Here is a 26,931-nt window from a genome sequence, read left to right on the forward strand (position 1 = left end):
TAATTGTAATTACTATCAGCCCTATACCCCATGAGAAAGTTAATTTTTTTTATGCACACCTCCCTCGACGGTTTTGTGGCAGGCCCAAACGGAGAAATGGATTGGATAAATCTGGACGATGTGCTGTTTGACTTTGTAGGCACCATGACTGAGCAGGCAGATACAGCGCTCTATGGTCGGGTAACCTATGAGATGATGCAGGCATACTGGCCCACAGCCGCCGATCAACCCAATGCGAGCAGGCACGACATTGAACACAGCAGTTGGTACAACAAAGTACCCAAGGTTGTGCTGTCGAAAACAATGAGCGAAACGGGTTTAACCAACACCACCGTTATTAGCGATCACCTTTCTGACCATATACACAAATTAAAGCAGCAGGAAGGACGAAACATTTTAATTTTCGGAAGTCCGGGGGCTTCTCAATCATTATTAAATCAGGGGCTAATTGACGAGTTCTGGTTATTTGTCAATCCAGTTATTCTGGGGCAAGGTATGCCTCTATTTAAAAACATAACGGGCAGGACCAGGCTAAAACTTGTTGAAACCAAACCGTTTGATTGTGGTGTTCTGGCCCTTCATTATGAACAGTTAAGAGAATCCTGAACGAGTATGAAACTAGCTGCCACAGTCAAAAACACGTTTCACCATCATGAAGCAGTAGTGCAAACAAACGATGATTCCAAAGTCGTTGAAATCCCAGCGAAATCCTCAGGCTACGGGTCTTCTGTGAATGGCGGTGAACTTCTCCTGCTCGCTCTTGCCACCTGCTTTTGTAACGACATCTACCGGGAAGCGGCTAAACGAGAGATAAGCGTATCGGAAGTGGAAGTTGTGTGTACAGGCGAGTTTGGCGCAGAAGGTGAACCCGGAACAAACTTCCATTACAAAGCCAATGTGGTTGCCAACGCACCTGCTGAAGAGATCGATGCATTAATCAGACACACTGACAAAGTCGCGGAGATTCAGAATACGCTTCGGAAGGGATTGAACATTACGTTGAGTGATTGATGTCTGGCTGTCAGTTAAGTTCGGCGGAGTCTCCAGACTCCGCCGAACTTCAGACTTTCTCAAAAATAACGTCAAATTAGTTTCCTCAGCTTCAGCGTTAATGAATCCTGCTTATAACGCCCCTGCATCGTTAGCGTGCTGTCGTTCAGTAAGGTATAGTTCACTCGAAGTGAATCGCCCGGCTCACCGTTTGTTTTTGGAAAATCGACGCTGAGCGTTTTCAGTTTCTCATCCAGTTTATACATGCCGTGCAGATCCTGCTTCTGAAACCGATCTGGATTGTATTTGAATAAACAACCATAACGCCACTCAAAATAAATCTTCGACCAGGCCGAATCTTGAGGTGTTGCGGCTGACACAACCTTGTGGTTTCGAGCCATGGTTTCCACTTGCCAGACGCCGTTGAGTTTCGTCTTCGGTTCAAAGGAATCCCGCAGGCTGGCGATCCGCCAGAACGATAACCCGATCACCAACACCCGAACGATATTAAGGAGGATTGTCTTCCCGTTCAGGCTAACGTTTTCCTGATACGACAGAAACGCAGCCTTCAATTTATCATAATCCAAGGCCAGCAGGAAAAACAGCAGGAACGTGTAATGCAGCGCGTTATAGTAGGCCAGCGGAGAGATTTCGTAGAAGTGATCGATCAGGTCGATGTTGACCATAACGGGCAGCAATACAAAAACACCAATCAGCCGGGTACGTCGAAACAGGAGCAGAATACACCCTATAATTTGGGTCCAGCCCAGAATATAGGCCATTGTCTGCGAATAGCCGTAATAGGTCCAGGTTAACCAAAACCCGCTCAGGTCTTTGATAGGCGTTTCGAGGACATAATTGGGCGGCTGAAACTGCGTTTTCAGAATTTTGGCTGCCCCATAGCCTGTAACCGAATAGGCGACGTAAAACGCTATGATGGTTTGAAACAGAACATGAAGCTGTTCGCCTTTCCCGCTACGCTCCCAGCCGTAGGCTATCCCGAAGCTAACCACCAGCATACCGGCCAGCATTGGCAATGATTTGGCCCAGTCGTTCACCGTTTCAAATTGCCAGCGCGACAGCGATTCAACGGTTTGCATTAACCCGATCAGCACAACAATCAGGCACAGCACTTCGAAAAATTTAAGCCAGAAACTACGAGTCGTTAGCATATGATGAAAGTCAAAATAGACCACAGATTCTTATGATTCTTATGGTTTTGGTATGATTTCAAGTATTCGAAAAAATCATGACTGATCAGAAAAATCATAAAAATCTGCGGTCTATTGTATTGCCAGCTTTAGTTAATTTCCACCACTCGATTTCGTTGCCGGAGTCGCTTTAATTTCAGCCGTAGCTGCGGGAGCGGGCGTATCGAGGTGGTTCCAGTTGATCAGCACATTCCAGAGCAACGGCGCATCGTGGTGGTTCAGGTAACGGTGCAGCGGATCGAACGTGAACGCAATGACGCGCCCCGTTCCCACGGGCACATTAAAAATACCGCCATGTCCGATAATCGTTTGCTCATTCCGAACCATACCCGAGAGCACATAGGGATCTTCCTTTTTCGGGGCAGCGGTTTTCGGAGCTTCTTTAGCCGCCTTTTTATCCGGCATACCCATAATCAAGCCCTTGTATTCTTCCTCGTCCTTGAGTGGCTTGGTACCGTACTGCATCAGCATCATGTCGCGGTTGTAGCGCTTCGTTTGCAGCAGGGGCGCAATACCCCGGAAAATCGGGAAGGTTTCGGGAAAACCGTACATAACCGGGCTATCGGGGCGACGATTCTTCACCGTTACAATCGAGCCGGGATGGAATAAGGTTGGGGCACTTACTTCGTCCAGATCGCGGGTAATGCCGGTTTCGGCAATCATCAGCGAGGAGTTATCCAGCGTAACCAGCACACCACCCGACTCCACAAACTGCTTCAGGTTTTCAACGCCTTCGAAACCAGGACCGCCCGTAATATCGGTGGTGGCATCGGGGAAACCATGCGATGGAAAATCGGGCGTTTTGGTGTATGGAAGTGGGCCAAACCGCTTATCAATTTCGTGGATGAAATTGGTCGATGAACCGCGCATCCGAGGAATCAGAATGACATCGAATTTCTTCCGAAGCTCACCCGCTTTTAGCTGATCTTTGTTAATCGACGTGTACGGAATGCCGCGTTGCTCGAACGTATAGCGCGCCCAGCCTTCATCCTGGGTGTTGTACCAACTGTGGTAAATGGCTACGCGGGGCAGGCTTACGTCGTGCTGACGCAAGGGCGCGCCGAGTCCGGTTGGCTCTCCTTTTGCCGCCTGTAAATCAAGGCCATATTGGGTTGCCAGCTTTTTAGACTGATCGGCAGTTAAGCCTTTGAACACCACAGCTCCGGCTGCCAGTGTGTCCTTGATTCCCGCAATCGTTGTTTTGGTATCCAGCACCACCGCTTTGGCCGTTTTGCTCCCCTGCGATTTCATCCAGAGAAGTGCGGGCAGCAGGTTGTTCTGGCCTTTGTAATTCAGCACATAGCTCGTTCCGTCACCCTCAATCGTACCTGCATACTTCACATCGTCGCTAATCATTTTCAGATCAGCCGTTGCATACTTGACGCTGTCTTCGGCTTTCACATCTACGCCATAGAGGTAGCCCAGTGTCCAGGCAATGTCATCGTAAGGCGGAAACTTTGCTTCTTTCGGATAGTTCTGTTTGGTTAACAACGACATCGCCAGATTGCGATAGGGTTGATTGAGCAACACCACATAATCGCCCTGATTTTTACCCGATTCGGCCTTGTGTACCTCAATGGCCTGCGCCCGAAGCTGGTTCACCAGGTAAGCCGCCATAGCGGGGTCCCGCTGATCTTTCGGAATGACAAACGCGCGGGGTTTTTCTTCGGTACCTTTTCGGATGTTATTCAGGCCTTTCTGATAGAAATTCTTCAACATCATCCGGCTATTCGTGGCCCCGTACGACAGGGACGCCAACACCCCGGCCTCCATGTAGTTGATGCCATTTCGATACGACCAGTACACTTTTTCGGTAGCCGGATCAGGACGGTACCACTCTTTGGAGGTAACTTCATCGCCCGCGTATTTCTGATTAGCCAGATCCCGCAGGTAGGTATTGGCACCCGCATTACCAAAGGTTTCGTAAAAACGGCCAACGGCATTGTGGTTGTTGGAAATCCAGAGCGCATAGCCGGGATACCAGCCATCGTAAAACGCCCAGGTAAATACGCCGGGAATACCCTGCGCAGCCAGCGCCGTAATGTCGTGGTGGGCCATGATCTGCCATTCGCCAATGGTGATCGGGTCGATGGTTTCGTTGTAAGGGCCGGTTCCGGTCGAGATGTATAGCAGCGGCACCGACTCGTGTAAATCGAGACTAGCCGTTGGGTGCCACTCGTAAAAGATTTTGTACATCGCTTTGGTCAGCGACTGCGAAATCTGTAACCCATCGCGGTTGTTATCGTGGTAGACATACTTGCCCCAATACGGTGGTGATTTTGGGAAACCATCATCGAAGTCTTTACGCACTTTGGAGTAGCGATTATACCAATCCACCTGCTTATCCCAGCCGTCGGGTTCCGATACGGGATTGATGATGACGATGATGTTGTCCCGAATGGTTTTAATATCGGGCGACTGGCTGGTAACCAGCCGATACGCCAGTTCCATCAGCATTTCCGGCGAACCCATTTCTGGCGAGTGAAGCCCCCCGTTCAGGTAGTACACCAGCTTGGTATCGCCCAGCACTTTCTCGATGTCCTGATTGCCCATTTTGCGGGGATCGGCCAGTAGCGCGAGTTGCTTTTTGTAATGGTCCAGCCGTTTCATGGCCTCCTCGTTGCCGATCACCACCAACTGAATCGGACGGCCTTCCTCGGTCGTGCTCACCTGCTGCATGGTGATATTGGGCGAGGTCTCCGCCAGTTTTTTGTAGTAGCCATAAATCTCGGGCGTGCGGTGAATGATGCCCGGTGTCCCGATAATCTGGCCAAAATGCTTGAGCGGAGACGGCACTTTCGGATCATCGGGAAGGTTCAGGACAGACGCCGGCAGAAACCGCTTATCCGTCGTGTATTCCCTGATTTTCTGATTATAGGTGTCGTCACGGTCCGGCGTTCCGGGCTGTTGTGCCCGAAGCGATGAGCTACCGAGCATAAGCCCGGCTATCGCCAATGAGCCTATTCGACCAAGTCGTTTGTTCGTAAAGAGTTGCATGAAGTTAGTTGATTGGGTAGTTAAGAAAGGTATTTATGGTTTATGGTTTTCAGTATACGGTTTACTGACCGCACCAGCAGGCTGGCGTCAGCAGTTTGTTTATGCGTCAGCCAACTGAAAACCGTATACTGAATACCGTAAACCGAAACTATTGCTTCAGCTTCATCAGCTTCCGCTTAAAATACTCGGCGGTGGCGTTCCCCATTTTCAGCGCGTTGGTGTGCTTCATCCAGTGGTGGGTATCGTCAACAATGACGAGGGTTTCCATGGGTACGCCCTGCTTGTCGAGCCGCCGAACGAGGTCGGTACTCTGGTTGAAACGTACGTTTCGGTCGTCGTCACCATGAATGATCAGCACGGGCGACGTCCAGTTACTGATCGACGAAATGGGCGAGGATTGGTACACGATTTTATTGGCCGTCTCCAGATCAGGGATTTTTTCAAACCGGCCGGTCGAGGCTTCTCCGCCGGCTCCCCGTTGCTGGCTCCAGTCGTGCACACCGTGGATATCGACGCCCGCTGCGAAGAGTTTAGAATCGCGGGCGAGTGCCAGAGCCGTTAGGTAACCGCCGTATGACCCGCCGTAAATACCAATTTTAGCGGGATCGACCTGCGGTTGTTCTGAGAGCCAGACAGCAGCCGCCCGAACGTCCTGGTATTCTGACGCCCCCAACGCGCCACCGTCGGCAGGCTGATGAAAGCCGTAGCCATACCCAATGCCCAGCCGATAATTAACCGATAAGACCACAAAGCCCTGACTGGCCAGGTATTGATTAAGCGCGTATGAGTTGGCATAATAATCCGAATAATTCCAGCCCAGCAGCATCTGCCGTGGTGGGCCACCATGCACATAAATGAGCGTGGGTTTCTTACCAGATCCACCAACGGGTTCAAAAAGCTGGCCATGTACCGTCATCCCATCTGGTGCTTTAAAAACAACTTGCTTCGGGGTTACTAACTGGTTTTGCGGAAAACTGGCAGGCACCAGATTCTGAGCAAGAATTTTGGGCGTACCTTTCGTAAACGCCATGACCGTTGGCAAGGGAGGGCGTTGCGCGGTAGCACTAATCATGGCAATAGTGGCACCATCGCCCGTTACAACCGGCATCCATTCCAGCCCAGCGCCGGGCGTAACGACTTCCATAGCGGCTTTATCGACGGGAACCCGTACAACGTGTCGTCGGTCGATGTCTAATTTATCCGGGCCCGTATTACCACTGAATACCAGCCATTTTCCATCATGACTCAAGGTAATATGCTCGGCCATAAACGGAGCGGGGGTTAATAACAAGGGTGCGCCACCGGTCGATGCAATCGAATACAGATGCGGCCAGCCGTCTTCATAAGACAAATAGACGATTCGATCACCAGCCGCCCAGTGGAGATTAAAGCCCCCATGCGTACTGGGTACCGAACCGGCCAGCGTTTTAGGGGCCTGCCAGAGTGGTGACGCGATTCCTGAGGCTACGTCGGCGGTCCAGATAGACCAGGGGCGATGTCTACGAACAAGAATAGAATCGGGAGCACCACCCGTGCCGGACGTACGAACAAATACAAGCCGTTTTCCATCTGGCGACCAACGTGGCGAATCATCTTTTGAGAACGACGGTGCAATCCAGCTAATCGGTGTTTTTTCATCGGTAAACACGCCTACAAACGCATGGTCTTTTCGATCACAGACAAAGGCCAGTTTCGCCCCGTCGGGCGACCATTCGATGGAGCTATTCGTACCGCGTGCGTTGAAGAGTGCTTTTGCTGCCGACGAAGCATCCATCGGCGAAACCCAAACCTGACCACCTTTTATAAATGCAATCCGATCACTTTTCGGCGAGATAACGGGCGCATCACCCTCGGCAATGGCTTTCGGCTCACCACCCGCAAAGGGCACACTCCAGATCTGCACTTTAGGCGAAACGGGGGAGGACATGGTATTTACCGGCAGTTCATCGTCCCAGTTGGAACCATGATCGCCACCGCGGACATAAACGACCCATTTTCCATCACTGGAGATGGACAGACTAGTGATTTCCTGTCCATCATCGTCCGTATAATTGGTGAGTTTTCGGGGCGTAAAGTCTGGCCCTTCGGCCACATACACATTGCGTTTGCCCTGCTCTGCAAACGCCCACGCAATGCGCGACCCCGTTGCCGAACTCGTCAATTCAGTTGGAAACGGATAGCTTTTTACGGCTTCCAGCGAGAAGGATTGGGCTTGTAAACGAGTTGTTTGAGTAAGAAAAAAGCCTAGCGTTAGGCAGAAGAAGGTAAGCGTTTTCATGGGCTGCTGAATGAAGAAGACTATGCTTGAATGAGCCAATTAGCTGAACGACTCAAACTAAGCATATTATTTCCTATTCTGCTCGATCGGAGAAATAAAATTCTACAAATCAGCCCTATTGTGCTATAAGTTGAACTAGTCTTTAGTTTAAAGTTTGAGGTTTGTAGTTTGAGGTTGGCTGACGCACACTATTCTCGCGTCAGCCAACCTCAAACTTTAAACTGATCCACCTACACGGGTTCGTCGCTCTTGATTCTAAAAATTGCGCCCTCCACTGATTCATCAATTCGAATCTGACAAGCCAGTCGACTATCGGATTCAGCGTCGGGTAAGGTGTCGAGCATATCTAGCTCGGCATCCTGCGGAGCGGATAGGGCATCCAGCCCATTCAACACCTGGACGTGGCAGGTGGCACAGAGCGCCATACCCCCACAGGTGGCCAGGATGTTGTAGTCCGACGCTTTCAGTACTTCCATCAAACTCAGGTTAATGCCCTCAGGAATTTCGATCGGCTGTCGGTCGCCGGTACGGTCTTGTATAGTAAATTGGATCATTTGGTGGAGTGAGTGAAGTAAGTGGAGTGGATGGGGCTGGTGGCAGTACTTATTCCACCTATTCCACTCACTACTAAAACGTAGGAACGCCGTTAACGGTTGTGTATTTAAAACTCAGTTTCTGATCGGGGTGAACGTATCGGAAGGCGCTTTGGCACATGAGTGCGGCTTCGTGGAAACCGCACAGAATCAGCTTTAACTTACCTGGGTAGGTGTTTATATCGCCGATGGCGTAAATGCGTTCAACATTCGTGGAGTAATCCGTCGTATCGACATGGATAGCCGATTTATCAATCGTAAGGCCCCAATCGGCGATGGGCCCGAGTTTGGGCGTCAGGCCGAAGAGCGGAATCAGGTGATCGGCAGGCAGCGTGGTTACGGTTTTGTCTTTGGCCGTAATGCTCACCTCCTGCAAATGCCCATTGCCATTGATGCTCGTGATAGTCGATTGCAGCACCAGATTGATTCGTCCCTGACTGGCCAGATTGAACACTTTTTCGGCCGAGTCAGGAGCGCCCCGGAACGTATCGCTCCGATGCACCAGCGTGACTTCGCTGGCAACATCGGCCAGAAAAACTGCCCAGTCGAGAGCCGAGTCGCCCCCACCGGCCAACACCACCCGACGATCCCGTAACTGTTCCGGATTCTTGACCATATAGGCAACACCCTTACCTTCAAACCGCTCCAGATTAGTAATTTCAGGTTTACGCGGTTCAAAACAACCCAGTCCCCCCGCAATAACGACCACCTGACAATGGACAGCGGTTCCCTCATTGGTTGTTACGATGTACGAACCGTCACTTTGCCGATCAAGTCCTTCAACGCGTTCGCCCAGTGTGAAGCCGGGGTTGAAGGAGGCAATTTGCTCCATCAGGTTATCGACCAGCACCTGGGCATTAATGGCCGGATAACCGGGAATATCATAGATTGGCTTCTGCGGATAAATCTCTGAAAGCTGCCCACCGACCTGGGGTAAGGCGTCAATCAAGTGGCAGCGCATTTTCAATAAACCGGCTTCAAAAACGGCGAACAGGCCCACCGGACCCGCGCCTATTATGCAAATATCTGTCGTTATCATTTGATTGGTGGATTGGCCGCTAAGTCTGGCATGACTATATCCAATCCGCTCTCAGTACGCCGTAAATGTAGGGGCGTATTCGTATCAGAGGGCATTATAAATCGGAATGATGGATAAGCAAATGGAATACTTCCTCACAGTCCGGCACGCATCTTTCCGGGTTCGTGAGCGACTTTCCCCGGTTCGTCGGCAGCGTATTCCGGTTCAGTCTGGCGGGTATCAACTTTGTTGCATCAATCAAACAATAAAGCGATGAATCTCTTTATCAGACTACTTTTTAGTGTATCATTTGTCCTTAGCTTCTGCCTGTTAGCCAAGGCACAAACGTATAAAAACACCATCGGCCTATCGTTGGGTACATTCCGGCTTCGGTCGCTCGATCAACAGGCATCGGTGCTTGAGTATGCAGGACAGGCCTTGCCCCTCTTCGGGCTTACCTATCGACATCAGTCGGAAAATTCGCGGTTTAACCTCCGGCTCTCGGGCGGAGCGGGGCAGATGAATCCCACCCGATTCGGCCCCCGCACCTACACCACGCCCATAGGCGATGGTAAGGAGTTCACGTATCAGATTTCGTCGACCATGTATGCGTTTACACTGGAGGCCGATTACCTCCGGCGCATCGGTGCTACCGAACCGGGTAAATTCAACACATGGGTGGGCGGTTCGATTCAGGAATCTGCCTGGTATGCCGATGAGGTCGGTAACTTTCCCTGGCTTGTCAATACGGCAACATTCTCGCCGGTAGTGCAAACAGACTATGCATTTCAGCCAAATCACAGTCTGTCCCTGCGAGTTGACATGGCTGTTGTGGGGCTAATTACCCGTGCTATCTGGTCTAATTTCCCGAAGTCGACGACGGATAATAATGTGGAGGCTTACTTCAAACAAGGAACGCGAGCTGCGACTGTGAGCAAATTGGGAAATGTTAACGTACAGTTTGGCTATAGCTATCGGCTGAGTTCACGCATGAGTGTGGGCGCTACGTATAGGGCCCGCTACCTGTCCTATCCCGACCCACGGCCGATCCAGGCAATCAGTAGTTCGATCTCGCTGGACGGAGAAATTCATTTTTAACTCACGCTCATTCCATCTTACAAATGAAAAACATACCTCTCTTTATGCTATTGCTGCTCACCACAGCCTGTACATCACAGCTCATCGGGCCACAAACCCCCAATTCACCTGTTACGAATTTTGATTATTTATGGCAGGAATACGACCGCCTGTATGGCACGTTTGAGCCGAAGAAAATCGACTGGGATACGGCCTACAAAACGTACCGACCGCAGATAACTGAACAAACGACCGATGCCGACCTGTATCGGGTCATGACCAAAATGCTGGACATCCTGGACGATAACCACGTCTATCTCCGTCCGACAGCCGATACAAAACTACCCTGGTATTCGGGTGGAATTCTGGGACGAACACAGGTGGAAGACTACAACGGCGACGTAGTGAAAACGTACCTGACCAGCACAAAGCAAATTACGCACGAATTTGTATGCAGCAAAATCAAACAAAATGTTGGCTATATCCTGCTAAAAGGATTCGAGAACGACTTCTCGACCTACGAAAAAACGATGGATTCGGTGCTGACATACCTTGCCGACACAAAGGGAATCATCATTGACTTGCGCGATAATGGCGGTGGCGAAGACCGGGTGGCGCAGTACATCGCGAATCGCTTTGCCACAGAACGGCACCTGTCGTTTACGTCCAGGATGCGTACTGGCCCCAAACACGCCGATTTTGCGCCAGAGCTGAAGTTTTACACGGAGCCAGCCGGTCGTTTTCAGTACACCAAACCAGTTGTTGTAGTGACCAATTTATCGGCGTACAGTTCGGCGGAGACGTTCATGCTGGCTATGTTGCAGAACAAGCAGGTTACACAAATTGGCGAGGTAACGGGGGGCGCTTTCTCCGATGCACTCCCGCGTGATTTGCCCAACGGCTGGAGTTTCCGCGTGCCCATTGCCGACGTTCGTGATGCTAGTGGGCAGAGTCTGGAAGGTATTGGCATCATGCCGAAAATACGCATAAAAAATACACCGGAGGAATTAAAAGCAGGTCACGACCGGGCATTGGAGCGAGCTATCGAGTTGTTAGAATGAACACACGCGTTTATTTTGCATCCTTCAGGCAACGGCGGATGATACGGTTAAACGACAAATGGTTTCGGCTGGTGGGCATTCCAGCGATGGCGTTGCTGGCCAACTGGATTTTTTACGACGAAATCAATCGGCAGCACAACCAGAAATTCTGGATCGACTGGGTTTTCAGCCTGCTGGAAGTGTCATTGCTCTGGACGTTCAGTCGGTATGGCATCCTGAGGTCGCGACGACGCTACCCGGATCTAAGCCAGACCCGCCAACGTATTCTGTTCCAGATACTTTGGTTCTTGTGCATAACCGCTTCATTTCGGTTGTTGACGACATTCCTGTACGACGTAACGATGTTCTGGGGCTATCATTATACACCTATTCGTTACATTTATAATGTGGCGGTAGGTCTCTTCGGCATCGTGCCCGTAGCCGCTATTTACGAAGGCATGTATCTGTATCGGCAATGGACTGTTACCTATTACGAAGCGCAGGAACTAAAAAAAATCAATCTGCAAACGCAGTTGGAATCGCTGAAGGAGCAGGTAAAACCACACTTTCTGTTCAATAGCCTGAACACCTTGCAGGGGTTGGTGATGGAGGACGATAAAGAGCAGGCCGTGGCCTTTATCATCAACCTGTCGCAGGTATACCGTTATCTATTGCAGAGTAACGAGCAGGTGCTGATTCCGCTAGCGAAAGAGTTGGAATTCAATCAAGCTTATGTCGATTTGCTCAAAACGCGCTACGAACGGGGTCTGGTAATGGAGGTGAACGTTGCGCCCGATGTGCTTACTTATATGCTCCCTCCGCTCACGCTTCAGATGCTGGTGGAGAATGCTGTGAAACACAACCGTATCTCGACCGGTCACCCGCTCACGATTCGTATTCATAGCGATGCCGCACACAACTTACTGGTGGTCAATAATTTACAGCGAAAGCAAACGGTCGTTCCATCGAACCAGATGGGTCTGGCTACTATTTCGGCGAAGTATCGTCTGCTCAATCAGCCCGATATTGTTATTCATCAGACCGATACCATTTTTCAGGTATCGGTTCCTTTGCTCCAGAATCCTACCTCATGAACGTATTGATTATCGAAGATGAAGCGGTGGCGGCCCGACAACTCAAAGCAATGGTGGAGCGGGCAGGTGATGACATTACGGTATTGGCCGTACTTGACAGTATCGAACGGTCGGTGGCGTATTTGCAGCAAAGCAGCACTCAATCGGGCGATCCAAATTCCCCAATTCATCCTGACCTGATTCTGCTTGACATTGAACTATCTGATGGACAGAGCTTTGCTATTTTCAATCAGGTATCGGTAACCAGTCCCATTATTTTCACTACGGCCTACGATGAATTTGCCTTGCGGGCTTTTGAGGTTAATAGCGTGGATTATCTGCTGAAACCCATTCAGGAAACCGCGCTGCGCAAAGCCCTGCAAAAATTCCGACAACTTCAGCAAACCTACGGGGGCGTCACTACCGTAACGCTTCCCATCGATGACCTAATTCGGCAGCTTAGCGAACGGCAATCGCCAGTTGCTTCCTTCCGCGACCGATTTCTGGTGCATGTTGGTCAGCGGTTGTTACCCATCGATAGCTCGGAAGTAGCGTACTTCTATTCAATGAACAAACTGACGTTTTTGAAAACGCACACGGATAATCAGTACATACTCAACTATTCGCTTGATGAGCTGGAAAAATCGCTTGATCCCCGGCAGTTTTACCGGGCTAATCGTCAGTTTATTGTGGGCCATAAGGCCGTGCAGAAACTCCATTTGTATTTCAACAGCAAATTGAAAGTAGATCTTCGGCCAACTACGGAAGAAGACGTGTTGATCAGCCGCGAAAAAGCGATGGCATTTCGGCAGTGGCTGGGAGAGTGAGCGCAAATGGAGCTTGGCAGGCGGAATACACAGAAAAAATGACGAGCTTACGAACAAACGCTCGTTTGCGTTTCAACTACATCAACCTGAAAAGACAAACTATGCTATTCCTCAACCACTCAATCGACACGATTGTGAGCCAATCATCTGTTTCCCATTGGCTTGCCCTGCTTCTTCTGTTACTCAATTCAAACGCAACCTTTGGCCAGGGCCCTCCCGATGCCGATATTTTTCTGGTTGATCTGACACCTAAAAACCGGCCTACGCTGGTAAGCAAAGCGGTAAACATGACCCAGCGTAAGGGCTACGACAATCAGCCTTCGTTTACGCCAGATGGGAAGAGTGTGCTGTTCACCTCCATGCACGACGACGGACAAACCGACATCTACCGCTACGATCTTCAATCAAAGGCAACTACGCAACTCACTAAAACACCCGAAGGCGAATATTCACCCACCGTTACGCCCGATAAAGCTTACTTCTCAGTCATTCGGATGGAGATGGACAAAACGCAACGCTTGTGGAAATTCCCGATCTCAGGCACCGGAGAACCAACGCTGATTCTCACAAACGTGAAACCCGTGGGCTATCATTGCTGGCTCACACCCGACTGGCTGGCTCTGTTCATTCTGGGTAAACCGAATTCACTCCAACTGGCCCACGTCAGTACCGGCGATACCACCCGAATTGAAGGTAACATTGGCCGCTCGCTCCATAGAGTTCCGGGTAAAAATGCGTTGAGTTTTGTTCATAAACGGACCTCCACCGAGTGGGAAATCAAGCAACTCGATCTAAAAACGAGCCAGATCACAACCATTGCCCCAACCCTACCTGGCAGTGAAGATTTCGTCTGGACGCCGGATGGTACGATACTGATGGGTCAGGGGGCAATCCTGTATCAACTCAATCCGAAAAGTGGTCAGAGCTGGACACAACTAGCCGACTTTAGCTCAATCGGCATTAAGCAGTTGACCCGACTGGCCATTGATGCTGACGGTAAAAAACTAGCCTTGGTTGGACAATGATTCAAGTAGATTTATTGAACACAGAGGCACGGAGAACACGGAGTTTAAAAAATATAATTTCTGTGTTCTCCGTGCCTCTGTGTTCAATAAATCTATCTAAAGAAAAGGCCGGGGATCGAACAGGACTTTGAGTGAGTCTATTTTCCCGTCCGAAACATGGTACCAACCACAACCGAATATCGTTTTACCCGACATGGTGAGATCATAGAGCAGACAGACATCATCGCCATCGGCAAATGCCTTCTGGATGGCATACGTTAACTTCATCTTTTCCATGTCCTGGATATAAGCGTCACCGCCCTCCCGCGACCCAAGGACACCTTTAAACGTCATCGCATCGCTCGCCAAACGTCTGGCGGCCTTAAAATCTTCGTCATTGATCGCTTGTACGAAGGCCAGCACGGTTTCCTTGCTATCGGTTGCTACCGATCCCGTTTGATTGTCTTGTGCCATTTCCTGCCTGATTTGTTGTCGATTACTGGTAGAGCGCTTGGTTGTTATTGCTCTGGTCTCCCTATAAAACAGGTAATAAACCTCGCCCCAGACCCAAAGGTTTTCTCCTGATAGCTCCATATATGTTGGCAATGAGCCTGCCAGATGGCATATTTGTGCTAGTTGATAAATGGAAATAGTATGGCGACTGTGGGTTCAAAACTAAGCGTATGGCTTATCCGGTTTGCCGGGTTTATTGGCGTTCTTGCGTGCTTTACATCCTGTAGGTCTCTGAAACAAAATCAGAAAGAAGTGACCGCCCAGAATACCTATTGCCACCCAACAGTCGACTACAAATACGATTCAACCTATTTACCAGAGGCCAATATTGACGCCATTTTGAAAGCCGATACGGCGCTCACCAGACGGTATTCTCACCATGATTTGGTTATGGCCAACGCCATTGGTGTCATCCCATTGCTACGAGAACTTAGCTCGTTAGAAACAAGTCCCAAAGCCGATGCCCGCCTGGAAAGCGTTGTCAAGCATCAACAAATTCTCAACCGACTTTTAGTGGCTTCCACGCAAATTTCCAGCGTAGCCGCCGAACTCGACTGCGAAGGCGAACGGGCCAACCGATTAGGCACCTACTTAGATCAGTACGATAGCCAGCGCATCCGACGGCTAACACTCCTATCAATTATTGTGGGGGCCGCTACAACAGTTGCCACAACACTCATTCAATCCGACAATGCCAGCAAAGTAGTCGGCATAGGCGGGGGAATTATTGGCGCAGGTTTTGGTGGGTTGGCCGCTTTCTCGTCGAATCGGACGATTCACCTGAGTCATGAACGCAACTTATTGACTGACGTCTGGCAACAAAATCAGCAGTCGTCCATTTATCCACCTTTTGTGTGGTATGTACTGAATGAGAAGGTGTTCAGCAATAGCAACCAATATTCGGTGAGCCACAACATTCGCCAACGGTGGCAGAATTATGTTCTCAACGACAGTTCTCCAGACGAACAGGCACTTTATTTTGGCAAGGGTGGCGATTACAAAGCGGATGATTTCCATGCGCGGGCCAACATGCTCAATCAACTTCAGTCATCGGTACGCTCCATCAACCAGGAGTTACACAGTTTAGCACTGGCGCTGGCGCGTTAAGGTTTATTAATCAACAGGGGGTAAATCTAAAATTCGTTACTTAATGGAATGGGGAATTAGTAGCCTTTCCTGAGCAGCAAAAAAGCTACTGATTTCTATAGGTATTGAACTCTACTAAATTGATCCATTTATTTGGCCAATATTTATATTATTCTCATAGAAGTCCTGTAAGAGCTCTTATATTAATGAACTATTCTAAGATCAACCAACCCGTACAAGCCCTAAAAACAACCCCGATTGCACGTTGGAAAGGGTAGAAAGAAAGTCTCTATTATGTTAAGGGAGTATCTGTAGATCGAGCGTGTCGATTCTTAAAAAGAGGCTTCACTAAGACTTTAGAATTATTTTCAACATGCCCCAAGATCAGCTTAAGTTCAGATTGGTACAGTTATATGCCATTTGCACCGCTGGTCTATTTTTTCTTCTCTTAGTTGGTATCTTACAACTATTTTTTGACCGATCTCCTTTAGAAAACGTGGAAGAAGCCAATATTTACCCTATCATTTCCCAATCTCAGAAACCACATATTCTTCAGTGGATCGGGTTAATAGTTTTTACGCTTTTCTTTTTAAGTTTTTTAGGACTGTCGATTGCAGATGCAAGTTGGGCTTCATTTGCTATAACCATCGTAGTCTATATGATTATTTTGATTAGAATGCTAATTTCTATGTTTTTAAAAAAAATATACTACTTAAGCTCTGATAAAATAATTGTTGCCGACCAAAAAAATGAATACATCACTGAGTTACCAATTAATGAAATAGAAAAATGGAACTATTATTCCGACAAAAAAGAAGATTGTTTAGTTGTTTCAGGTCGATATTCTAGTATCATAATTGAAAAAGATAGTTATGATAATTTTGAAGAAATATTAACTTTTTTTACAAATGCTGGTTTAGTAAAAGATAACAATTTAAAAAGTTCTGGAGTTAAAAATGAAGTAATACAAGATGTTTACACATACGAGTTTATTTATTTATTTTTATCTATTGCTTTTATATTAAATTTCCTATTCTGGATCATTACTCATTCGAAGAGTGCTTCAACAGAAATACAATATTTTCAAGGGCATATCCAGACGATAGAGTCTTTCCAAAAAAGCAATACTGTCAGAGTTGCTCTAGAAGAGTATAATAAGTTCACTTTCAAGTTTAATGGAGAAGATGGAAGAAAGTATAGTTTAGCTAATAAAGCCGATTTAATAGGAAAGAAAGTTAAGATTGGAATCTTTAAAAGTGATTATGAGTGGAAGATAAAAAATAAAACTATCAGAATGCTTGACTTGAACTCTATTCCTTACCTAAATGCAGTAAGTTTAGAGCAAACGGGTCAACTACAAGTAAAGTGAGTAATTACAAATTTAATGCTCTTAGGTTAACATAGTGCCACTTATGCAACAGATGAGATATGCAAAATGGTTAGTTTTAATCGTGTCTCTAACCGGATGTGATATACTTAGTGCGGGTACATTAGGAGCCTTTCAGCAATGGAATTTTTCTGCTACTGAAAAACGTCTTGACAAAGAAATGGCAGTTCTTTACAAGAATAATCCTGAGTATGTGATTCCTGAAAAATGGAAATACTTAGATAGCTGGCAAGAAAGTGGATATGGCTCTTTGAACGGTAAAATTATTTACTTTTCAAATAGACCAGAGGAGATGTATTATATTTCTTATTTTGAAATAGAGGCTAATTCACCTGGTAATGATAGTGATTCCACTATAACAACTATAGCCGTTCGAGCAGTGAATAATGGCAATAGTAGTTGGGATACGGCTGAAGAATTTGAGAAAAATAAGGCAGAAGAAAAAAAGATTAACAGTCGTTTTTATAATGAAATAATTTCTAAATTGGAAATACAAATAGGTCAAACAGCAAAAAAAGAAAAGGCCTAGTAAATTGTATTTTATCTAGCCCCTACCGCCTGTTATAGAAATTAGTTTTCAGGAAAATTCTCTTTACATATTCCTAGCTATAAACCTGCCTTAAGAATAGTGCAATAACTTGTTCATCGGAAATCTTATCTTGTAGTAGACTATTTTTATAAACAGCTCACTACAGCATGAAATAGGCTACCTCTATTTCCGAGGGCGGACATCATTATATCTTGTCAAAATGAGTTGACTTCTACGATCAACTATTTTGTAGTAATAAGTAAAAGCAGGTTTTAAGGTGTCTTCCGCCGATTCCACAAGAAACAAATACCGTGTTCCCTGAATATCGTTATGGTTATCTAATTGGTAAGGATACCACCAAGACTCTGTCGATGTATCATGAACAATCCCCCCAATCCGATTGCGATTCAAAAATTTTATCACTCCTAGCAACCGAGCAACCCTGGCTTTCGGCAGACTAACAAATCCCGGATTGCGTAGGGATACCGTGTCGATTCTGCCTATATTGTAGTGAGAGCCAAGCATAGTAGCTTTATCAACCTTAAAATGAAAAACGCTATCCTGGCGGACATAGCAGCTTAGAAATATAGTTGGATTGATCGCTTCACACAAGTGACGTAGTACGCGCATTGAGTCCTGAACGGATTGGACCGGATCTTTCAGCACGATCTGGGATTGATAAACCGCCGGGTTTGGTCTGAAAGCAAAGTAATGGACCAACCCAGCCATACATATTGGAGCAATAATAAATTTCATGTAGGGTACTTCTAAAAAGCTGTCATATAGGTGCAGTGGCTGTTGCAAAAGTAGATCATAAGTTTTTGATTCTATTTGGTGAACACTTTTTGACCTCGACTTTTGCAAAACTTATAGAGATTATACAACAAAAATGATTCAGACGTTATGGGAATAAACCACTTGTAAGTGAAAACGACGCTACTTCGCTGGCTACTTTTTATGGGTCTGACTGGCTGCAAGGAAGAACTCTTTCCCTTAACGCCACCGGATTATTCTATATCAATCCCTGGCTGTCATCCACCCGCTATAGATCAAAATATCGTTGGTACATGGCATTTTGAATCTAATCTTGCCAACAATGGGGCCGGTAGAGTTAGCACAAAAGGTACGGTGACCTTCGACCAAAAAGGCAATATAATTGACCCTGATACTCTATTTTCCAATGATTTGGGGAGTGGTCAAATTCGAACCAAAACGTACAATCCAGCTGTAAATAGCCCCTTTTCGGACTACCCCCAACAGTTATTCGTGGTGTACCGAACATTTAAGGATGTTACAAATACCAGTTCTAGTGCCGAGTATTTTTATGTGGTCAGCAATGAATGTGATCGCATTCATATCAGCTCGTTGCATACCAATAATGAGATAGGATTTGTGCTGACAAAGTAACTTGTTCTATACGTTAAATGCATTGGTTTTGGCAAAAGTCAGCAATCTACTTTTCCCGCAACCACTGTATTTAAGTTAGTTAAACTTAGCGTGGACTTAACTGATAAGTTAGTCCTACCTGCCAGTTTTGGTTTGTAAATGAGTAAGTACCCGTACTCGTTAGGTCGTAAAAAGTTATTGCTCTAAAATAACCCCCTGTTATACCGATGCGACTAAACTGGTAACGGCCACGGCCGGTTAAACCTATTTCAATAGGTTTGCTGTTAGACCAACTGGTTGATTTACTGATTAGTAGATTTACTTCAGGGCCAATCAAAAAGCTTAACTTCTTCACTGGTTTAACACCAATGGTAGGGTTAATACCTATATAAGTGTAACGGACTGGTACGAGCCGTTGCTCAACCGAACTCTCGTATCGATGTCCTTTCTGTTGAAGATTTAGCTCTAGCTGGGTAGTAAACAGCCCTGATAGTTGATGCTCATAGGCTAAACTTACATAAAACCCAGGCTTAGGTTTGATTGGAGCGATTCCAATCAACAAAGTATTCTCTATGGCAATGATTGTATTGGAATAGGAGTAACCAGCACCAATATTGAATCGATTCTTCGACTGAGCAGACGATTGGTAGCTGTTACCTAATACAATTGTTAGTAAAAAAAGAAGGTATCTCATACTTTGAGCGATTTGTTTGCATAACGCGTAGTCTTTTTTCTGTTGTATAATCAAACGTTGTAGTAACCTACGAAAAAATCAACACAGCCTTATTTTAGTTAACACGCAATTTTACACTTACGAAAAGTGGGCCTTGTCTCCGTGTGACGAATATGGCCCTTTTTTCAGATTTAGCCACAGGATAAAATAGTTACCGGAAATGTACCCATGAGCTTCAGCCCGTGTTCTGTACCTATACTGGCTGAGGCCGAACGCGGCCTGGCTTGTGGGTACATAGCTAAACGACCATGGACGAATTTGTTGTGCGGAAACAAATCAGCCTCAAAGCGGAGCCTTCTGAGGTCTGGAATGCTTTGACCAATCCCGAAAAAACGAAACAGTACTTTTTCAACTGCGAGGTCTATTCGGATTGGGAGGTGGGAAGTACGATCCTGTTTACAGGCAAACTATTCCTGATCAAAAAGATTGAGATGAAAGGGCAAATCGTAAAAATAGAGCCGAATAAGCTGTTGCAATACACGCTGGCCAACGAAGACGACAAAGACCCTGACAATTTTTCGACTGTGACGGATGAGTTGACCTACGAAAATGGCGAAACGATCTTATCCATTTCGGATGATGTGGGTCAGGGCAAGGGCGCTCAGGAACGCTACGAACGCTCAGAGAAAGGCTGGGATAGTATACTGAAAGGTTTAAAAGAACTAGTGGAAGGCACCTGACAGCTTTGTAGGATTCCACACGATAGCATTATTATACCGCTTACTAAGAGCAGCGACGCAGTTAAGGGTCTTTGGAGTAGCTTAGGTAGTCAGTCAAGAAACTGGCTATCAACACGATCCAAACTAAACTTGACTGATTATGATGCGTCGAAAATTTCTTCAAACAACCCTGGCCGCTGCGCCGTTAGCGGCCACTACTGCACGTTCATCCACTATTGATCGCCCAACAAAAGGTTTCAAAGTGAATGCTGGTGAGGGTCGATTTCATGGGCATATTCAGTTGAAGGGAGTCAACTCAAACATTCTCGATGTGAAAGTATCGGGGAAAGATACCAATGGAGATCTGGCGGTGTTTGAGCAGACATCTTTATCGCCTAAACGAGGCACTCCCTCCCATGTTCACCTCAATCAGGATGAGATGTTTCATGTTCAGGATGGGGAATATCAATTTCTGGTCGGTCAGGATACATTCCACCTCAAAACGGGCGACAGCATTTTCTTGCCCCGAAAAGTGCCCCACGCCTGGACGCAAGTCAGTGAACGGGGCAGAATGACCGTCATTTTCCAGCCAGCCGGTAAAATGGAGGAGTTTTTCGTAACGATGGCCGCTTTAGAGAAAGAGCCCTCAAAAGAAGAAATCGCCAAAATCTTTGCCGACCACGATATGCAGGTAGTAGGCCCCCCGCTGAAAGTCGACTAAACAAAAATTGTTTAAACACAGAGCCACAGAGGGCACAGAGTTAAAATAAATCATAATCTCTGTGTTCTCTGTGACTCTGTGTTTAAAACTTATTTCCCGATCGTAATCTCTTTCTCTTTATAGCCCCCACGGGTGGAAAGCAGTTTGAGTTTCGCTTTCACGGAACCCGGCTGGTTGAGTTTGACATGGAATATAGCTTCTTTTTTTTCACCAACGTTCGTGTAACCCGCATAGATCGTCTTGTCGAACAGCGTCGGCTGGGTGATCACGACTTTAGCATCAGCATCACCTTTCAATAACGCCTTATCGAAGTCGAGCGTTACCCGATCTTCCTGCACCATCTTCACGCGTTTCGCCTGCTCTAACGCAACCGGCAACTGGCCCGAATTTGTCCAGGTCGCTTTAACTTCATACTCGTTGTTAGCCAGCGCTTTCACGGTCACATCGGTCAGTTCAATTTGCGGAAGTTCTTTGGCCATCGCCAGGTTAAACTTCGACTGTTTCGAAATCCAGTTGTCCAACTGCCAGGCCGGACCATTCTGTGAGAAAAACTTAGGATTGAAGCCCCCAATTTCCACTTCGCCCAACTGCGGGTGGGTCATTTTTGTCCAGACCTTAAACCCGCGTTTGCCGTTGGCTTCATCATCCCACATCAGGGCATCGTAGTCGTCATAATCGCCATCTTTATCATAATCCTTCATGGCTCCGTTGTTCCAAAGCTCATCGCCATACCACACCGCACCATACTGGAAATAGCCAAAATCAGGGCCGTGACCAAATAAGGGCGTTGGTTTGGTGGGGTCACCCGTTAAGCGATTGAACTTGTTGCGCGTGTTATAGGTCTCATACACATCGCCCGCCCAGGGGTAGCCCGTAAACGAAAGCCCCAGACTATCCATGTGTTTGTAGATGGCCAGATCGGGCGGGAACATGCTTTCAACACTGCTCGATGTGGAGGGCGGACGTAAATGCATCGGTACGCTCGTATCCATCGAGTTCACGACCGTAATGTTCGGATGACCCATGAGCCAAAGGTAGGTAGCTCGGGTTTCGGGTTCGCTCAATGGATATTGGCTGGCTCCACCCTGTGTATAACCCCGGCCTGTAAAATCACCATCCGTATCAGGACGCCAGTTTTCGGGATAGTTGCGGTGGTTATCCAAACCGCCAATTCCATCTTCATTATATTTCCCATCGCCGTCATTATCAATACCTTCCGAGTAAACAAGGTACGTACCCTTTCCGGCCTGAACCCGCTTCATCAACCGACCCGCTTTGTCTTTGGGATCAATGACGTAATCGGCTTTTTCCAGCTCTTCTTTGGTAACGGCCTTTTTCCGAAGCTGATAAATGACGCCATCGCCATCGAGGTCATCTTCAGAATCTTCGTCGAACAAACCGTCGCGGTCGTTATCGTAGGGACGCATGGAACTCCGGTTCCGCTGAGCTGTATACAGATACATCGTCGCACCATCCGGGTTGTTTTCCGGACGTAGGTAAATCGCCTTGGTATCCAGCAGTTTCGTGATGGCGGGGTCTTTCCCGTAATTGTCCAGCAGGTGCTTGGTCAGCCAGAGAACGGCTTCGCTACTGGTCACCTCACCACTGTGCCGACCGCCTTCAAAATAGGCAGCGGGCTTATCGGTATGCTTGCCCGTTTTCTTATTCGTAAGCGTCATTTGCAGAATCGGCCGACCTTCGTAGCTCTTGGCTACTTCGTACAACTCAACCAGATTCGGGTATTGTTCGGCCCATTTCCGGCACCAGCTATACATCACATCGGGCGTATGGTAGGTGTCGAACGCAAGCGTTGGTCCCGGCTGATACTGAACATCTTTGAACTTATGTTTTTTGAAGTAACTAATGCCGTGCCGTTCCCCTTTTACGGTGTATACTTTACGGGCGGTGTCCTGCTCCGGCCATTTTTCTTCGGTGCCGTAGTAAGATTTTTGGGCGAAGATGGTTGATGAACAGACAAGACAGATCAATAACGTACTGATGTATTTCATAGATTATTGGTTAGAAAGAGACAGGTGAGCTTTACCCCAAAGGATGATTACAGGCGGGCAATTTATCAATGATTTTGCATACAGCGAAGAGTAACGAAGAATCTATCCAAAAATACCATAAACACCAATTTTTGTGTGGATTTGGCAGGATTTTGTTGTCATTTTTCAGGAGTGTATTATCGTGGTGTCAGGTTCTTTCGTGTGTTGTCAGGTTCTTCAACCTGACAAGCGAGGTTTCTCAAAACCTTGCCAAAGGATAACACTAGGTTTTAAGAAACCTCACTATGTCGGGTTGAAGAACCCGACAACACGACCACAGCATCACCAAATCAGCTAGTTACAGAAGCGATTTCAAACATAATTCCGTACTTGCATTTACCTTAACCATTTACTCAGTCCCTATCCTTTATGAAACTCCGTTTACTGATTGCCTTCCTTCCGTTCCTTTTCTGGTACTGCTCCCAAAAGCCAGAGCAACGTACAACTAAAAACTCTAACAATCAGCCAATTACCTACGCCGACTCAGGCATATCATCGTTCCGCTTTACAAAGAAAGATACAATCCATGGGCAGTATTTTAGAATGGCTGAAACCACCTATAAGGTTGTCAATGCCGATTTATCCGATAAAGATTCCCAGCATTATCTGGTTAAATTCCATACAATAACTGATGCAGGCACGGGCATGGAAGGTCAAAATCGAACGATTCAATTTTTCCTGAGTCCATTGGAAAACCCATCGAATACAATCCTGACCGCAAAGCATGAATGCGACGAACTAACCTTCGACTGGCATCACTATCAAACCATAAAATATGGCTGCTGCGGGAGTTTTAATCAGCTAAAATTTTATGATTATCACGCCAAACTGCTCGTTGAAGGCTATGATGAAATTATAACAGCCTCCGTCCCGAACAAGAATTTCAGGTTTTATATGGCTTTTCAGCCTGAAGAAGGTAAGGATACAACGACGCTCGGTACCCTCCAGTTGAGTTATAGTAGCAGCGAAATCTATCGCATAAAAATAAAATCTTTACAACCATCCTCGAATGACTATTATCCTATGGGCGTATTACCAACGTTAACCCTTCGGTCGTCCAGCCATAAAGACACCTACGATAAAGATCAAAAGGAGTATAGTTTATGGTCGTTGGAGCACAGTACGTTGCCCTGGCCTCAGCAGGTTAATGGTTTTACAATACGAGCCAATTTTGACCTTGATCCAAAACTTGGCCTCATTGACATTCCTATCATTAATGGTCGTCCTTTTGGCAAAGAAGATAAGAATCAGGTGTATTGGCTGAAGGGAAAAAGTAGACAATAAATCTCAGTTTCATAACTTTATCTTTGCATACAAACCTTACCCCTACCCTAGCTCCCCAAACTGATGAAACCCTATCTTCTATTCATTACCACCTGCCTATGTACCCAACTGGTCTACGCCCAGGCCGATGTTCAGAAACGCTACCAGACCAAATTGATCATGGCCGATAACGGGAGCACCGTCGACCTAGATGACGGGACATTTACGTTCACGGGTACGCTCTCGCTTGAAGACAAAAAACGCATTGTCATCCGAGGGAAAGGCATCGACAAAACCATCCTGAGTTTCAAAGGCCAGACCGACGGAGCCGAGGGTCTGCGCGTTTCCAATGCGGAAGAGATTGTCATCGAGAACCTGACCGTTCAGGACTCAAAAGGCGATGGCATTAAAACCATGAACGTGAAAGGCATTACGTTCCGAAACGTGAAGGTTGAATGGACAGGCCCACCCAAAGCTGAAAACGGCGGCTACGGCCTTTATCCAGTCCAATGCGACAACGTCGTGATCGATGGCTGCACGGCCATCGGTGCTTCCGACGCGGGCATCTACGTTGGGCAGTCGCGCGGGATTGTTGTGAAGAACAGCAAAGCCTACCATAACGTAGCAGGTATCGAGATTGAGAATTCGCGCAACGCCGATGTGTTTGACAATGAAGCCTACGACAATACCGGTGGCATATTGATATTCGACTTGCCCGATCTGGTGCAGAAACAGGGCGGAAATGTACGGGTGTTCAACAACTACGTGCACGATAATAACCTGCCCAATTTTGCTCCCGCTGGCAACATCGTGGCAGGCGTATCGGACGGAACGGGTCTGATGATTCTGGCGGCCAATGGCGTGGAAGTCTTCAATAACCGCTTTATCCGAAACCAAACCCTGGGAACGGGCATCATCAGCTACCTGCTTACCGAGCGCCCCATTACCGATAAAGCCTATTATCCCTTTTCAACGGCGGTTTCCATCCATGATAATGTCTACGAGCGAAATCCAGGCCCAGCCAGTTCGCGCGGTCGTTACAACCAGATTTTCGATAAGATTCTCAAATCAGGTCAGGCCGTACCAAACATCATATACGATGGTATCGCTGATCCTGCTACCTTCGATAAAGACGGAAAGCCGCTGGCTGACAAGCGTATCTGTATTCGAAACAACAAAAACCAGAGCGTTGTCAACCTCGATGCCGGACGGCAATTCCAAAACGTTTCGTTTAGCGCGACTCCCTTCGATTGCCAGTTGGAGCCACTGAAAACAATGACGAGCGCCCGCTAAGAACGATGCGTACTTACCTGTTTTGGTCTCTGTTTCTGGGCATTTCCTGGCTGACCTTAGTCAGTTGGCGAACAGTTGCCATACCTGAAAAGCTATCGGAATACAACTTCTTCAAGGGAAACCCAGCCAGTCAACAACCGGCAGCTGGCGTTGTGCCCTATGCCCTTAACACGCCTTTATTTTCGGATTATGCCGAGAAGTTACGGTTTGTAAAGCTACCTGCTGGTCAGGCGGTTGCGTATAACGATACGGCTGTTCTCAACTTCCCCGTCGGTACCACACTGATCAAAACATTCTACTACCCGAACGATTTCCGCGACCCTACCAAAGGGCGTCGATTGATGGAAACGCGCCTACTTATTCGCCAGTCCGAAGGCTGGAAAGCATTCGATTATGTGTGGAATGACGAACAAACCGACGCCCTGCTGGAGGTGGCGGGTGATACCAAAAGCATCAGTTATGTCGATGCGAAAGGTGCGACTCGCCAGCATAACTACACCATTCCGAATCTGAACCAGTGCAAAGGATGCCACAATCGGAACGAGGTGATGACGCCCATTGGCCCATCGGTGCGGCAACTCAATGGTGAACTGGCTTACGGAGCAACGAACGAAAATCAGCTGGCACATTGGAAACAGGCCGGTATGCTCACAGGCTTGCCCGCCTTAGCCAACTGCCCCAAAACACCCGTTTGGAACAAGCCCGAAACCGGTTCGCTCAACGACCGGGCGCGCGCCTGGCTCGACATCAATTGTGCCCATTGCCACAACCCCAAAGGCCCAGCCATGACATCGGGCCTGAACCTGAGCATTTCAGAAACAGACCCAACAGCCCTGGGTATCTTAAAAACGCCCGTTGCCGCTGGTCGCGGATCGGGTGGACACCCATTCGATATTGTACCGGGCAAACCCTATGAATCCATCCTGATGTATCGACTCAACTCAACCGACCCCGGCGCCATGATGCCCGAACTGGGCCGAAAAACGGTTCATGCCGAAAGTGTAGAATTGATTCGGGACTGGATAAAAGCAATGAAGTAGATTAGTTTTGACAGGATTTATGGAGTTGACCGTGCTGTCGGTTAGTAGTAACCGACATACGAGGTTTCTCAAAACCTATTGTAATTGGTTCGGTTTTGAGAAACCTCCCGTGCCAGATGTAAGCATCTGACACCACTAATAAAAATCCTGTTCATCCTGTAAATC

26 protein-coding genes are annotated in these 26,931 nt (G+C 47.4%); 17 read left to right on the top strand and 9 right to left on the bottom strand.

Annotated features, from left to right (window positions below; translation table 11 throughout):
• The first annotated feature begins 30 nt into the window (after positions 1-30).
• Together EXU85_RS24085 and EXU85_RS24090 are read left to right on the top strand one after the other, a co-directional pair.
• The gene (locus EXU85_RS24085; protein WP_142774531.1) at positions 31-606 is read left to right on the top strand and encodes a dihydrofolate reductase family protein; all 576 of its coding nucleotides are present in this window, start codon (positions 31-33) and stop codon (positions 604-606) included.
• A 6-nt stretch (positions 607-612) separates the two neighbouring features.
• Positions 613-1,011, top strand: coding sequence for an OsmC family protein (locus EXU85_RS24090; RefSeq protein ID WP_142774532.1), 399 nt, complete (start codon positions 613-615; stop codon positions 1,009-1,011).
• A gap of 71 nt (positions 1,012-1,082) precedes the next feature.
• On the opposite strand, the gene EXU85_RS24095 is transcribed toward EXU85_RS24090, so the two are convergent.
• The 5 genes from EXU85_RS24095 to EXU85_RS24115 all read right to left on the bottom strand — a co-directional run bounded on the left by EXU85_RS24095 (position 1,083) and on the right by EXU85_RS24115 (position 9,108).
• Entirely contained in the window at positions 1,083-2,162 is a 1,080-nt protein-coding gene (locus tag EXU85_RS24095) for a hypothetical protein (RefSeq protein WP_142774533.1), read from the bottom strand.
• 132 nt (positions 2,163-2,294) lie between these two features.
• A complete protein-coding gene (locus tag EXU85_RS24100; protein WP_142774534.1) occupies positions 2,295-5,198 on the bottom strand; it encodes a M14 family zinc carboxypeptidase in 2,904 nt (967 codons plus the stop codon).
• A gap of 148 nt (positions 5,199-5,346) precedes the next feature.
• A complete protein-coding gene (locus EXU85_RS24105) occupies positions 5,347-7,476 on the bottom strand; it encodes a prolyl oligopeptidase family serine peptidase (protein ID WP_142774535.1) in 2,130 nt (709 codons plus the stop codon).
• Positions 7,477-7,706: 230 nt separating this feature from the next.
• Positions 7,707-8,030 (bottom strand): 2Fe-2S iron-sulfur cluster-binding protein, encoded by a 324-nt coding sequence (locus EXU85_RS24110; RefSeq protein WP_142774536.1) that lies wholly within the window; start codon positions 8,028-8,030, stop codon positions 7,707-7,709.
• 73 nt (positions 8,031-8,103) lie between these two features.
• Complete coding sequence (locus EXU85_RS24115) at positions 8,104-9,108, bottom strand: NAD(P)/FAD-dependent oxidoreductase (protein WP_142774537.1); 1,005 nt, start codon at positions 9,106-9,108, stop codon at positions 8,104-8,106.
• A gap of 121 nt (positions 9,109-9,229) precedes the next feature.
• On the opposite strand from EXU85_RS24115, the gene EXU85_RS36020 reads away from it, so the two are divergent.
• From EXU85_RS36020 to EXU85_RS24140, 6 genes are all read left to right on the top strand, one after another.
• Positions 9,230-9,364 (top strand): hypothetical protein, encoded by a 135-nt coding sequence (locus EXU85_RS36020; protein WP_256366000.1) that lies wholly within the window; start codon positions 9,230-9,232, stop codon positions 9,362-9,364.
• Positions 9,361-10,185 (top strand): hypothetical protein, encoded by an 825-nt coding sequence (locus tag EXU85_RS24120; protein WP_142774538.1) that lies wholly within the window; start codon positions 9,361-9,363, stop codon positions 10,183-10,185. The genes EXU85_RS36020 and EXU85_RS24120 overlap by 4 nt, the downstream gene beginning before the upstream one ends.
• 23 nt (positions 10,186-10,208) lie before the next feature.
• Positions 10,209-11,225, top strand: coding sequence for a S41 family peptidase (locus EXU85_RS24125; protein WP_142774539.1), 1,017 nt, complete (start codon positions 10,209-10,211; stop codon positions 11,223-11,225).
• Positions 11,222-12,298 (top strand): sensor histidine kinase, encoded by a 1,077-nt coding sequence (locus EXU85_RS24130; RefSeq protein ID WP_246859224.1) that lies wholly within the window; start codon positions 11,222-11,224, stop codon positions 12,296-12,298. Before EXU85_RS24125 ends, EXU85_RS24130 begins: the two co-directional genes overlap by 4 nt.
• The gene (locus tag EXU85_RS24135; protein WP_142774540.1) at positions 12,295-13,104 is read left to right on the top strand and encodes a LytTR family DNA-binding domain-containing protein; all 810 of its coding nucleotides are present in this window, start codon (positions 12,295-12,297) and stop codon (positions 13,102-13,104) included. Before EXU85_RS24130 ends, EXU85_RS24135 begins: the two co-directional genes overlap by 4 nt.
• Before the next feature lie 101 nt (positions 13,105-13,205).
• Positions 13,206-14,129 (top strand): PD40 domain-containing protein, encoded by a 924-nt coding sequence (locus EXU85_RS24140; protein WP_142774541.1) that lies wholly within the window; start codon positions 13,206-13,208, stop codon positions 14,127-14,129.
• A gap of 96 nt (positions 14,130-14,225) precedes the next feature.
• Here EXU85_RS24140 and EXU85_RS24145 read toward each other — a convergent pair whose 3' ends face one another.
• Entirely contained in the window at positions 14,226-14,702 is a 477-nt protein-coding gene (locus EXU85_RS24145; protein WP_210422403.1) for a nuclear transport factor 2 family protein, read from the bottom strand.
• Positions 14,703-14,762: 60 nt separating this feature from the next.
• Here EXU85_RS24145 and EXU85_RS24150 point away from each other — a divergent pair, with 60 nt between their 5' ends.
• The 3 genes from EXU85_RS24150 to EXU85_RS24160 all read left to right on the top strand — a co-directional run bounded on the left by EXU85_RS24150 (position 14,763) and on the right by EXU85_RS24160 (position 17,623).
• On the top strand, positions 14,763-15,728 hold the full coding sequence (locus EXU85_RS24150; RefSeq protein ID WP_246859226.1) for a hypothetical protein: 966 nt from the start codon (positions 14,763-14,765) through the stop codon (positions 15,726-15,728).
• Between the two features lie 352 nt (positions 15,729-16,080).
• Positions 16,081-17,076 carry a hypothetical protein gene (locus EXU85_RS24155; RefSeq protein WP_142774542.1) on the top strand — a complete coding sequence of 332 codons (996 nt, stop codon included), beginning with the start codon at positions 16,081-16,083 and terminating at the stop codon, positions 17,074-17,076.
• A gap of 43 nt (positions 17,077-17,119) precedes the next feature.
• Positions 17,120-17,623, top strand: a complete 504-nt coding sequence (locus tag EXU85_RS24160) for a hypothetical protein (protein WP_142774543.1) — start codon at positions 17,120-17,122, stop codon at positions 17,621-17,623.
• A 183-nt stretch (positions 17,624-17,806) separates the two neighbouring features.
• Here the strand turns inward: EXU85_RS24160 and EXU85_RS24165 are convergent, their stop codons facing one another.
• Positions 17,807-18,427 (bottom strand): hypothetical protein, encoded by a 621-nt coding sequence (locus tag EXU85_RS24165; RefSeq protein WP_168207861.1) that lies wholly within the window; start codon positions 18,425-18,427, stop codon positions 17,807-17,809.
• A 120-nt stretch (positions 18,428-18,547) separates the two neighbouring features.
• On the opposite strand from EXU85_RS24165, the gene EXU85_RS24170 reads away from it, so the two are divergent.
• On the top strand, positions 18,548-19,030 hold the full coding sequence (locus EXU85_RS24170; protein ID WP_142774545.1) for a hypothetical protein: 483 nt from the start codon (positions 18,548-18,550) through the stop codon (positions 19,028-19,030).
• 85 nt (positions 19,031-19,115) lie between these two features.
• On the opposite strand, the gene EXU85_RS24175 is transcribed toward EXU85_RS24170, so the two are convergent.
• The gene (locus EXU85_RS24175) at positions 19,116-19,757 is read right to left on the bottom strand and encodes an outer membrane beta-barrel protein (protein WP_142774546.1); all 642 of its coding nucleotides are present in this window, start codon (positions 19,755-19,757) and stop codon (positions 19,116-19,118) included.
• 233 nt (positions 19,758-19,990) lie between these two features.
• Here EXU85_RS24175 and EXU85_RS24180 point away from each other — a divergent pair, with 233 nt between their 5' ends.
• Positions 19,991-20,422 (top strand): SRPBCC domain-containing protein, encoded by a 432-nt coding sequence (locus EXU85_RS24180; protein WP_142774547.1) that lies wholly within the window; start codon positions 19,991-19,993, stop codon positions 20,420-20,422.
• A gap of 139 nt (positions 20,423-20,561) precedes the next feature.
• Positions 20,562-21,122: a cupin domain-containing protein gene (locus EXU85_RS24185; protein WP_142774548.1), complete on the top strand. Its 561-nt coding sequence runs from the start codon at positions 20,562-20,564 to the stop codon at positions 21,120-21,122.
• A gap of 89 nt (positions 21,123-21,211) precedes the next feature.
• On the opposite strand, the gene EXU85_RS24190 is transcribed toward EXU85_RS24185, so the two are convergent.
• Entirely contained in the window at positions 21,212-23,131 is a 1,920-nt protein-coding gene (locus tag EXU85_RS24190; protein ID WP_142774549.1) for a M14 family metallopeptidase, read from the bottom strand.
• A 408-nt stretch (positions 23,132-23,539) separates the two neighbouring features.
• Between EXU85_RS24190 and EXU85_RS24195 the strand changes: the two genes are divergently transcribed.
• The 3 genes from EXU85_RS24195 to EXU85_RS24205 all read left to right on the top strand — a co-directional run bounded on the left by EXU85_RS24195 (position 23,540) and on the right by EXU85_RS24205 (position 26,766).
• A complete protein-coding gene (locus tag EXU85_RS24195) occupies positions 23,540-24,454 on the top strand; it encodes a hypothetical protein (protein WP_142774550.1) in 915 nt (304 codons plus the stop codon).
• A gap of 63 nt (positions 24,455-24,517) precedes the next feature.
• Entirely contained in the window at positions 24,518-25,726 is a 1,209-nt protein-coding gene (locus EXU85_RS24200) for a parallel beta-helix domain-containing protein (RefSeq protein WP_142774551.1), read from the top strand.
• Positions 25,727-25,731: 5 nt separating this feature from the next.
• Positions 25,732-26,766 carry an SO2930 family diheme c-type cytochrome gene (locus EXU85_RS24205; RefSeq protein ID WP_142774552.1) on the top strand — a complete coding sequence of 345 codons (1,035 nt, stop codon included), beginning with the start codon at positions 25,732-25,734 and terminating at the stop codon, positions 26,764-26,766.
• The last annotated feature ends 165 nt before the right edge of the window (positions 26,767-26,931 follow it).

Source organism: Spirosoma sp. KCTC 42546 (genome assembly GCF_006965485.1).
In the GTDB taxonomy this organism is placed as follows: domain Bacteria; phylum Bacteroidota; class Bacteroidia; order Cytophagales; family Spirosomataceae; genus Spirosoma.

Coding starts and splice junctions, on each gene's coding strand:
- EXU85_RS24185 (WP_142774548.1), top strand. CDS start 20,562: ATGATGCGTCGAAAATTTCTTCAAACAACCCTGGCCGCTGCGCCGTTA.
- EXU85_RS24180 (WP_142774547.1), top strand. CDS start 19,991: ATGGACGAATTTGTTGTGCGGAAACAAATCAGCCTCAAAGCGGAGCCT.
- EXU85_RS24200 (WP_142774551.1), top strand. CDS start 24,518: ATGAAACCCTATCTTCTATTCATTACCACCTGCCTATGTACCCAACTG.
- EXU85_RS36020 (WP_256366000.1), top strand. CDS start 9,230: ATGGAATACTTCCTCACAGTCCGGCACGCATCTTTCCGGGTTCGTGAG.
- EXU85_RS24085 (WP_142774531.1), top strand. CDS start 31: ATGAGAAAGTTAATTTTTTTTATGCACACCTCCCTCGACGGTTTTGTG.
- EXU85_RS24205 (WP_142774552.1), top strand. CDS start 25,732: ATGCGTACTTACCTGTTTTGGTCTCTGTTTCTGGGCATTTCCTGGCTG.
- EXU85_RS24130 (WP_246859224.1), top strand. CDS start 11,222: ATGAACACACGCGTTTATTTTGCATCCTTCAGGCAACGGCGGATGATA.
- EXU85_RS24105 (WP_142774535.1), bottom strand. CDS start 7,476: ATGAAAACGCTTACCTTCTTCTGCCTAACGCTAGGCTTTTTTCTTACT.
- EXU85_RS24110 (WP_142774536.1), bottom strand. CDS start 8,030: ATGATCCAATTTACTATACAAGACCGTACCGGCGACCGACAGCCGATC.
- EXU85_RS24100 (WP_142774534.1), bottom strand. CDS start 5,198: ATGCAACTCTTTACGAACAAACGACTTGGTCGAATAGGCTCATTGGCG.
- EXU85_RS24195 (WP_142774550.1), top strand. CDS start 23,540: ATGAAACTCCGTTTACTGATTGCCTTCCTTCCGTTCCTTTTCTGGTAC.
- EXU85_RS24135 (WP_142774540.1), top strand. CDS start 12,295: ATGAACGTATTGATTATCGAAGATGAAGCGGTGGCGGCCCGACAACTC.
- EXU85_RS24150 (WP_246859226.1), top strand. CDS start 14,763: ATGGCGACTGTGGGTTCAAAACTAAGCGTATGGCTTATCCGGTTTGCC.
- EXU85_RS24190 (WP_142774549.1), bottom strand. CDS start 23,131: ATGAAATACATCAGTACGTTATTGATCTGTCTTGTCTGTTCATCAACC.
- EXU85_RS24115 (WP_142774537.1), bottom strand. CDS start 9,108: ATGATAACGACAGATATTTGCATAATAGGCGCGGGTCCGGTGGGCCTG.
- EXU85_RS24125 (WP_142774539.1), top strand. CDS start 10,209: ATGAAAAACATACCTCTCTTTATGCTATTGCTGCTCACCACAGCCTGT.
- EXU85_RS24090 (WP_142774532.1), top strand. CDS start 613: ATGAAACTAGCTGCCACAGTCAAAAACACGTTTCACCATCATGAAGCA.
- EXU85_RS24160 (WP_142774543.1), top strand. CDS start 17,120: ATGCAACAGATGAGATATGCAAAATGGTTAGTTTTAATCGTGTCTCTA.
- EXU85_RS24140 (WP_142774541.1), top strand. CDS start 13,206: ATGCTATTCCTCAACCACTCAATCGACACGATTGTGAGCCAATCATCT.
- EXU85_RS24095 (WP_142774533.1), bottom strand. CDS start 2,162: ATGCTAACGACTCGTAGTTTCTGGCTTAAATTTTTCGAAGTGCTGTGC.
- EXU85_RS24155 (WP_142774542.1), top strand. CDS start 16,081: ATGCCCCAAGATCAGCTTAAGTTCAGATTGGTACAGTTATATGCCATT.
- EXU85_RS24120 (WP_142774538.1), top strand. CDS start 9,361: ATGAATCTCTTTATCAGACTACTTTTTAGTGTATCATTTGTCCTTAGC.
- EXU85_RS24145 (WP_210422403.1), bottom strand. CDS start 14,702: ATGGAGCTATCAGGAGAAAACCTTTGGGTCTGGGGCGAGGTTTATTAC.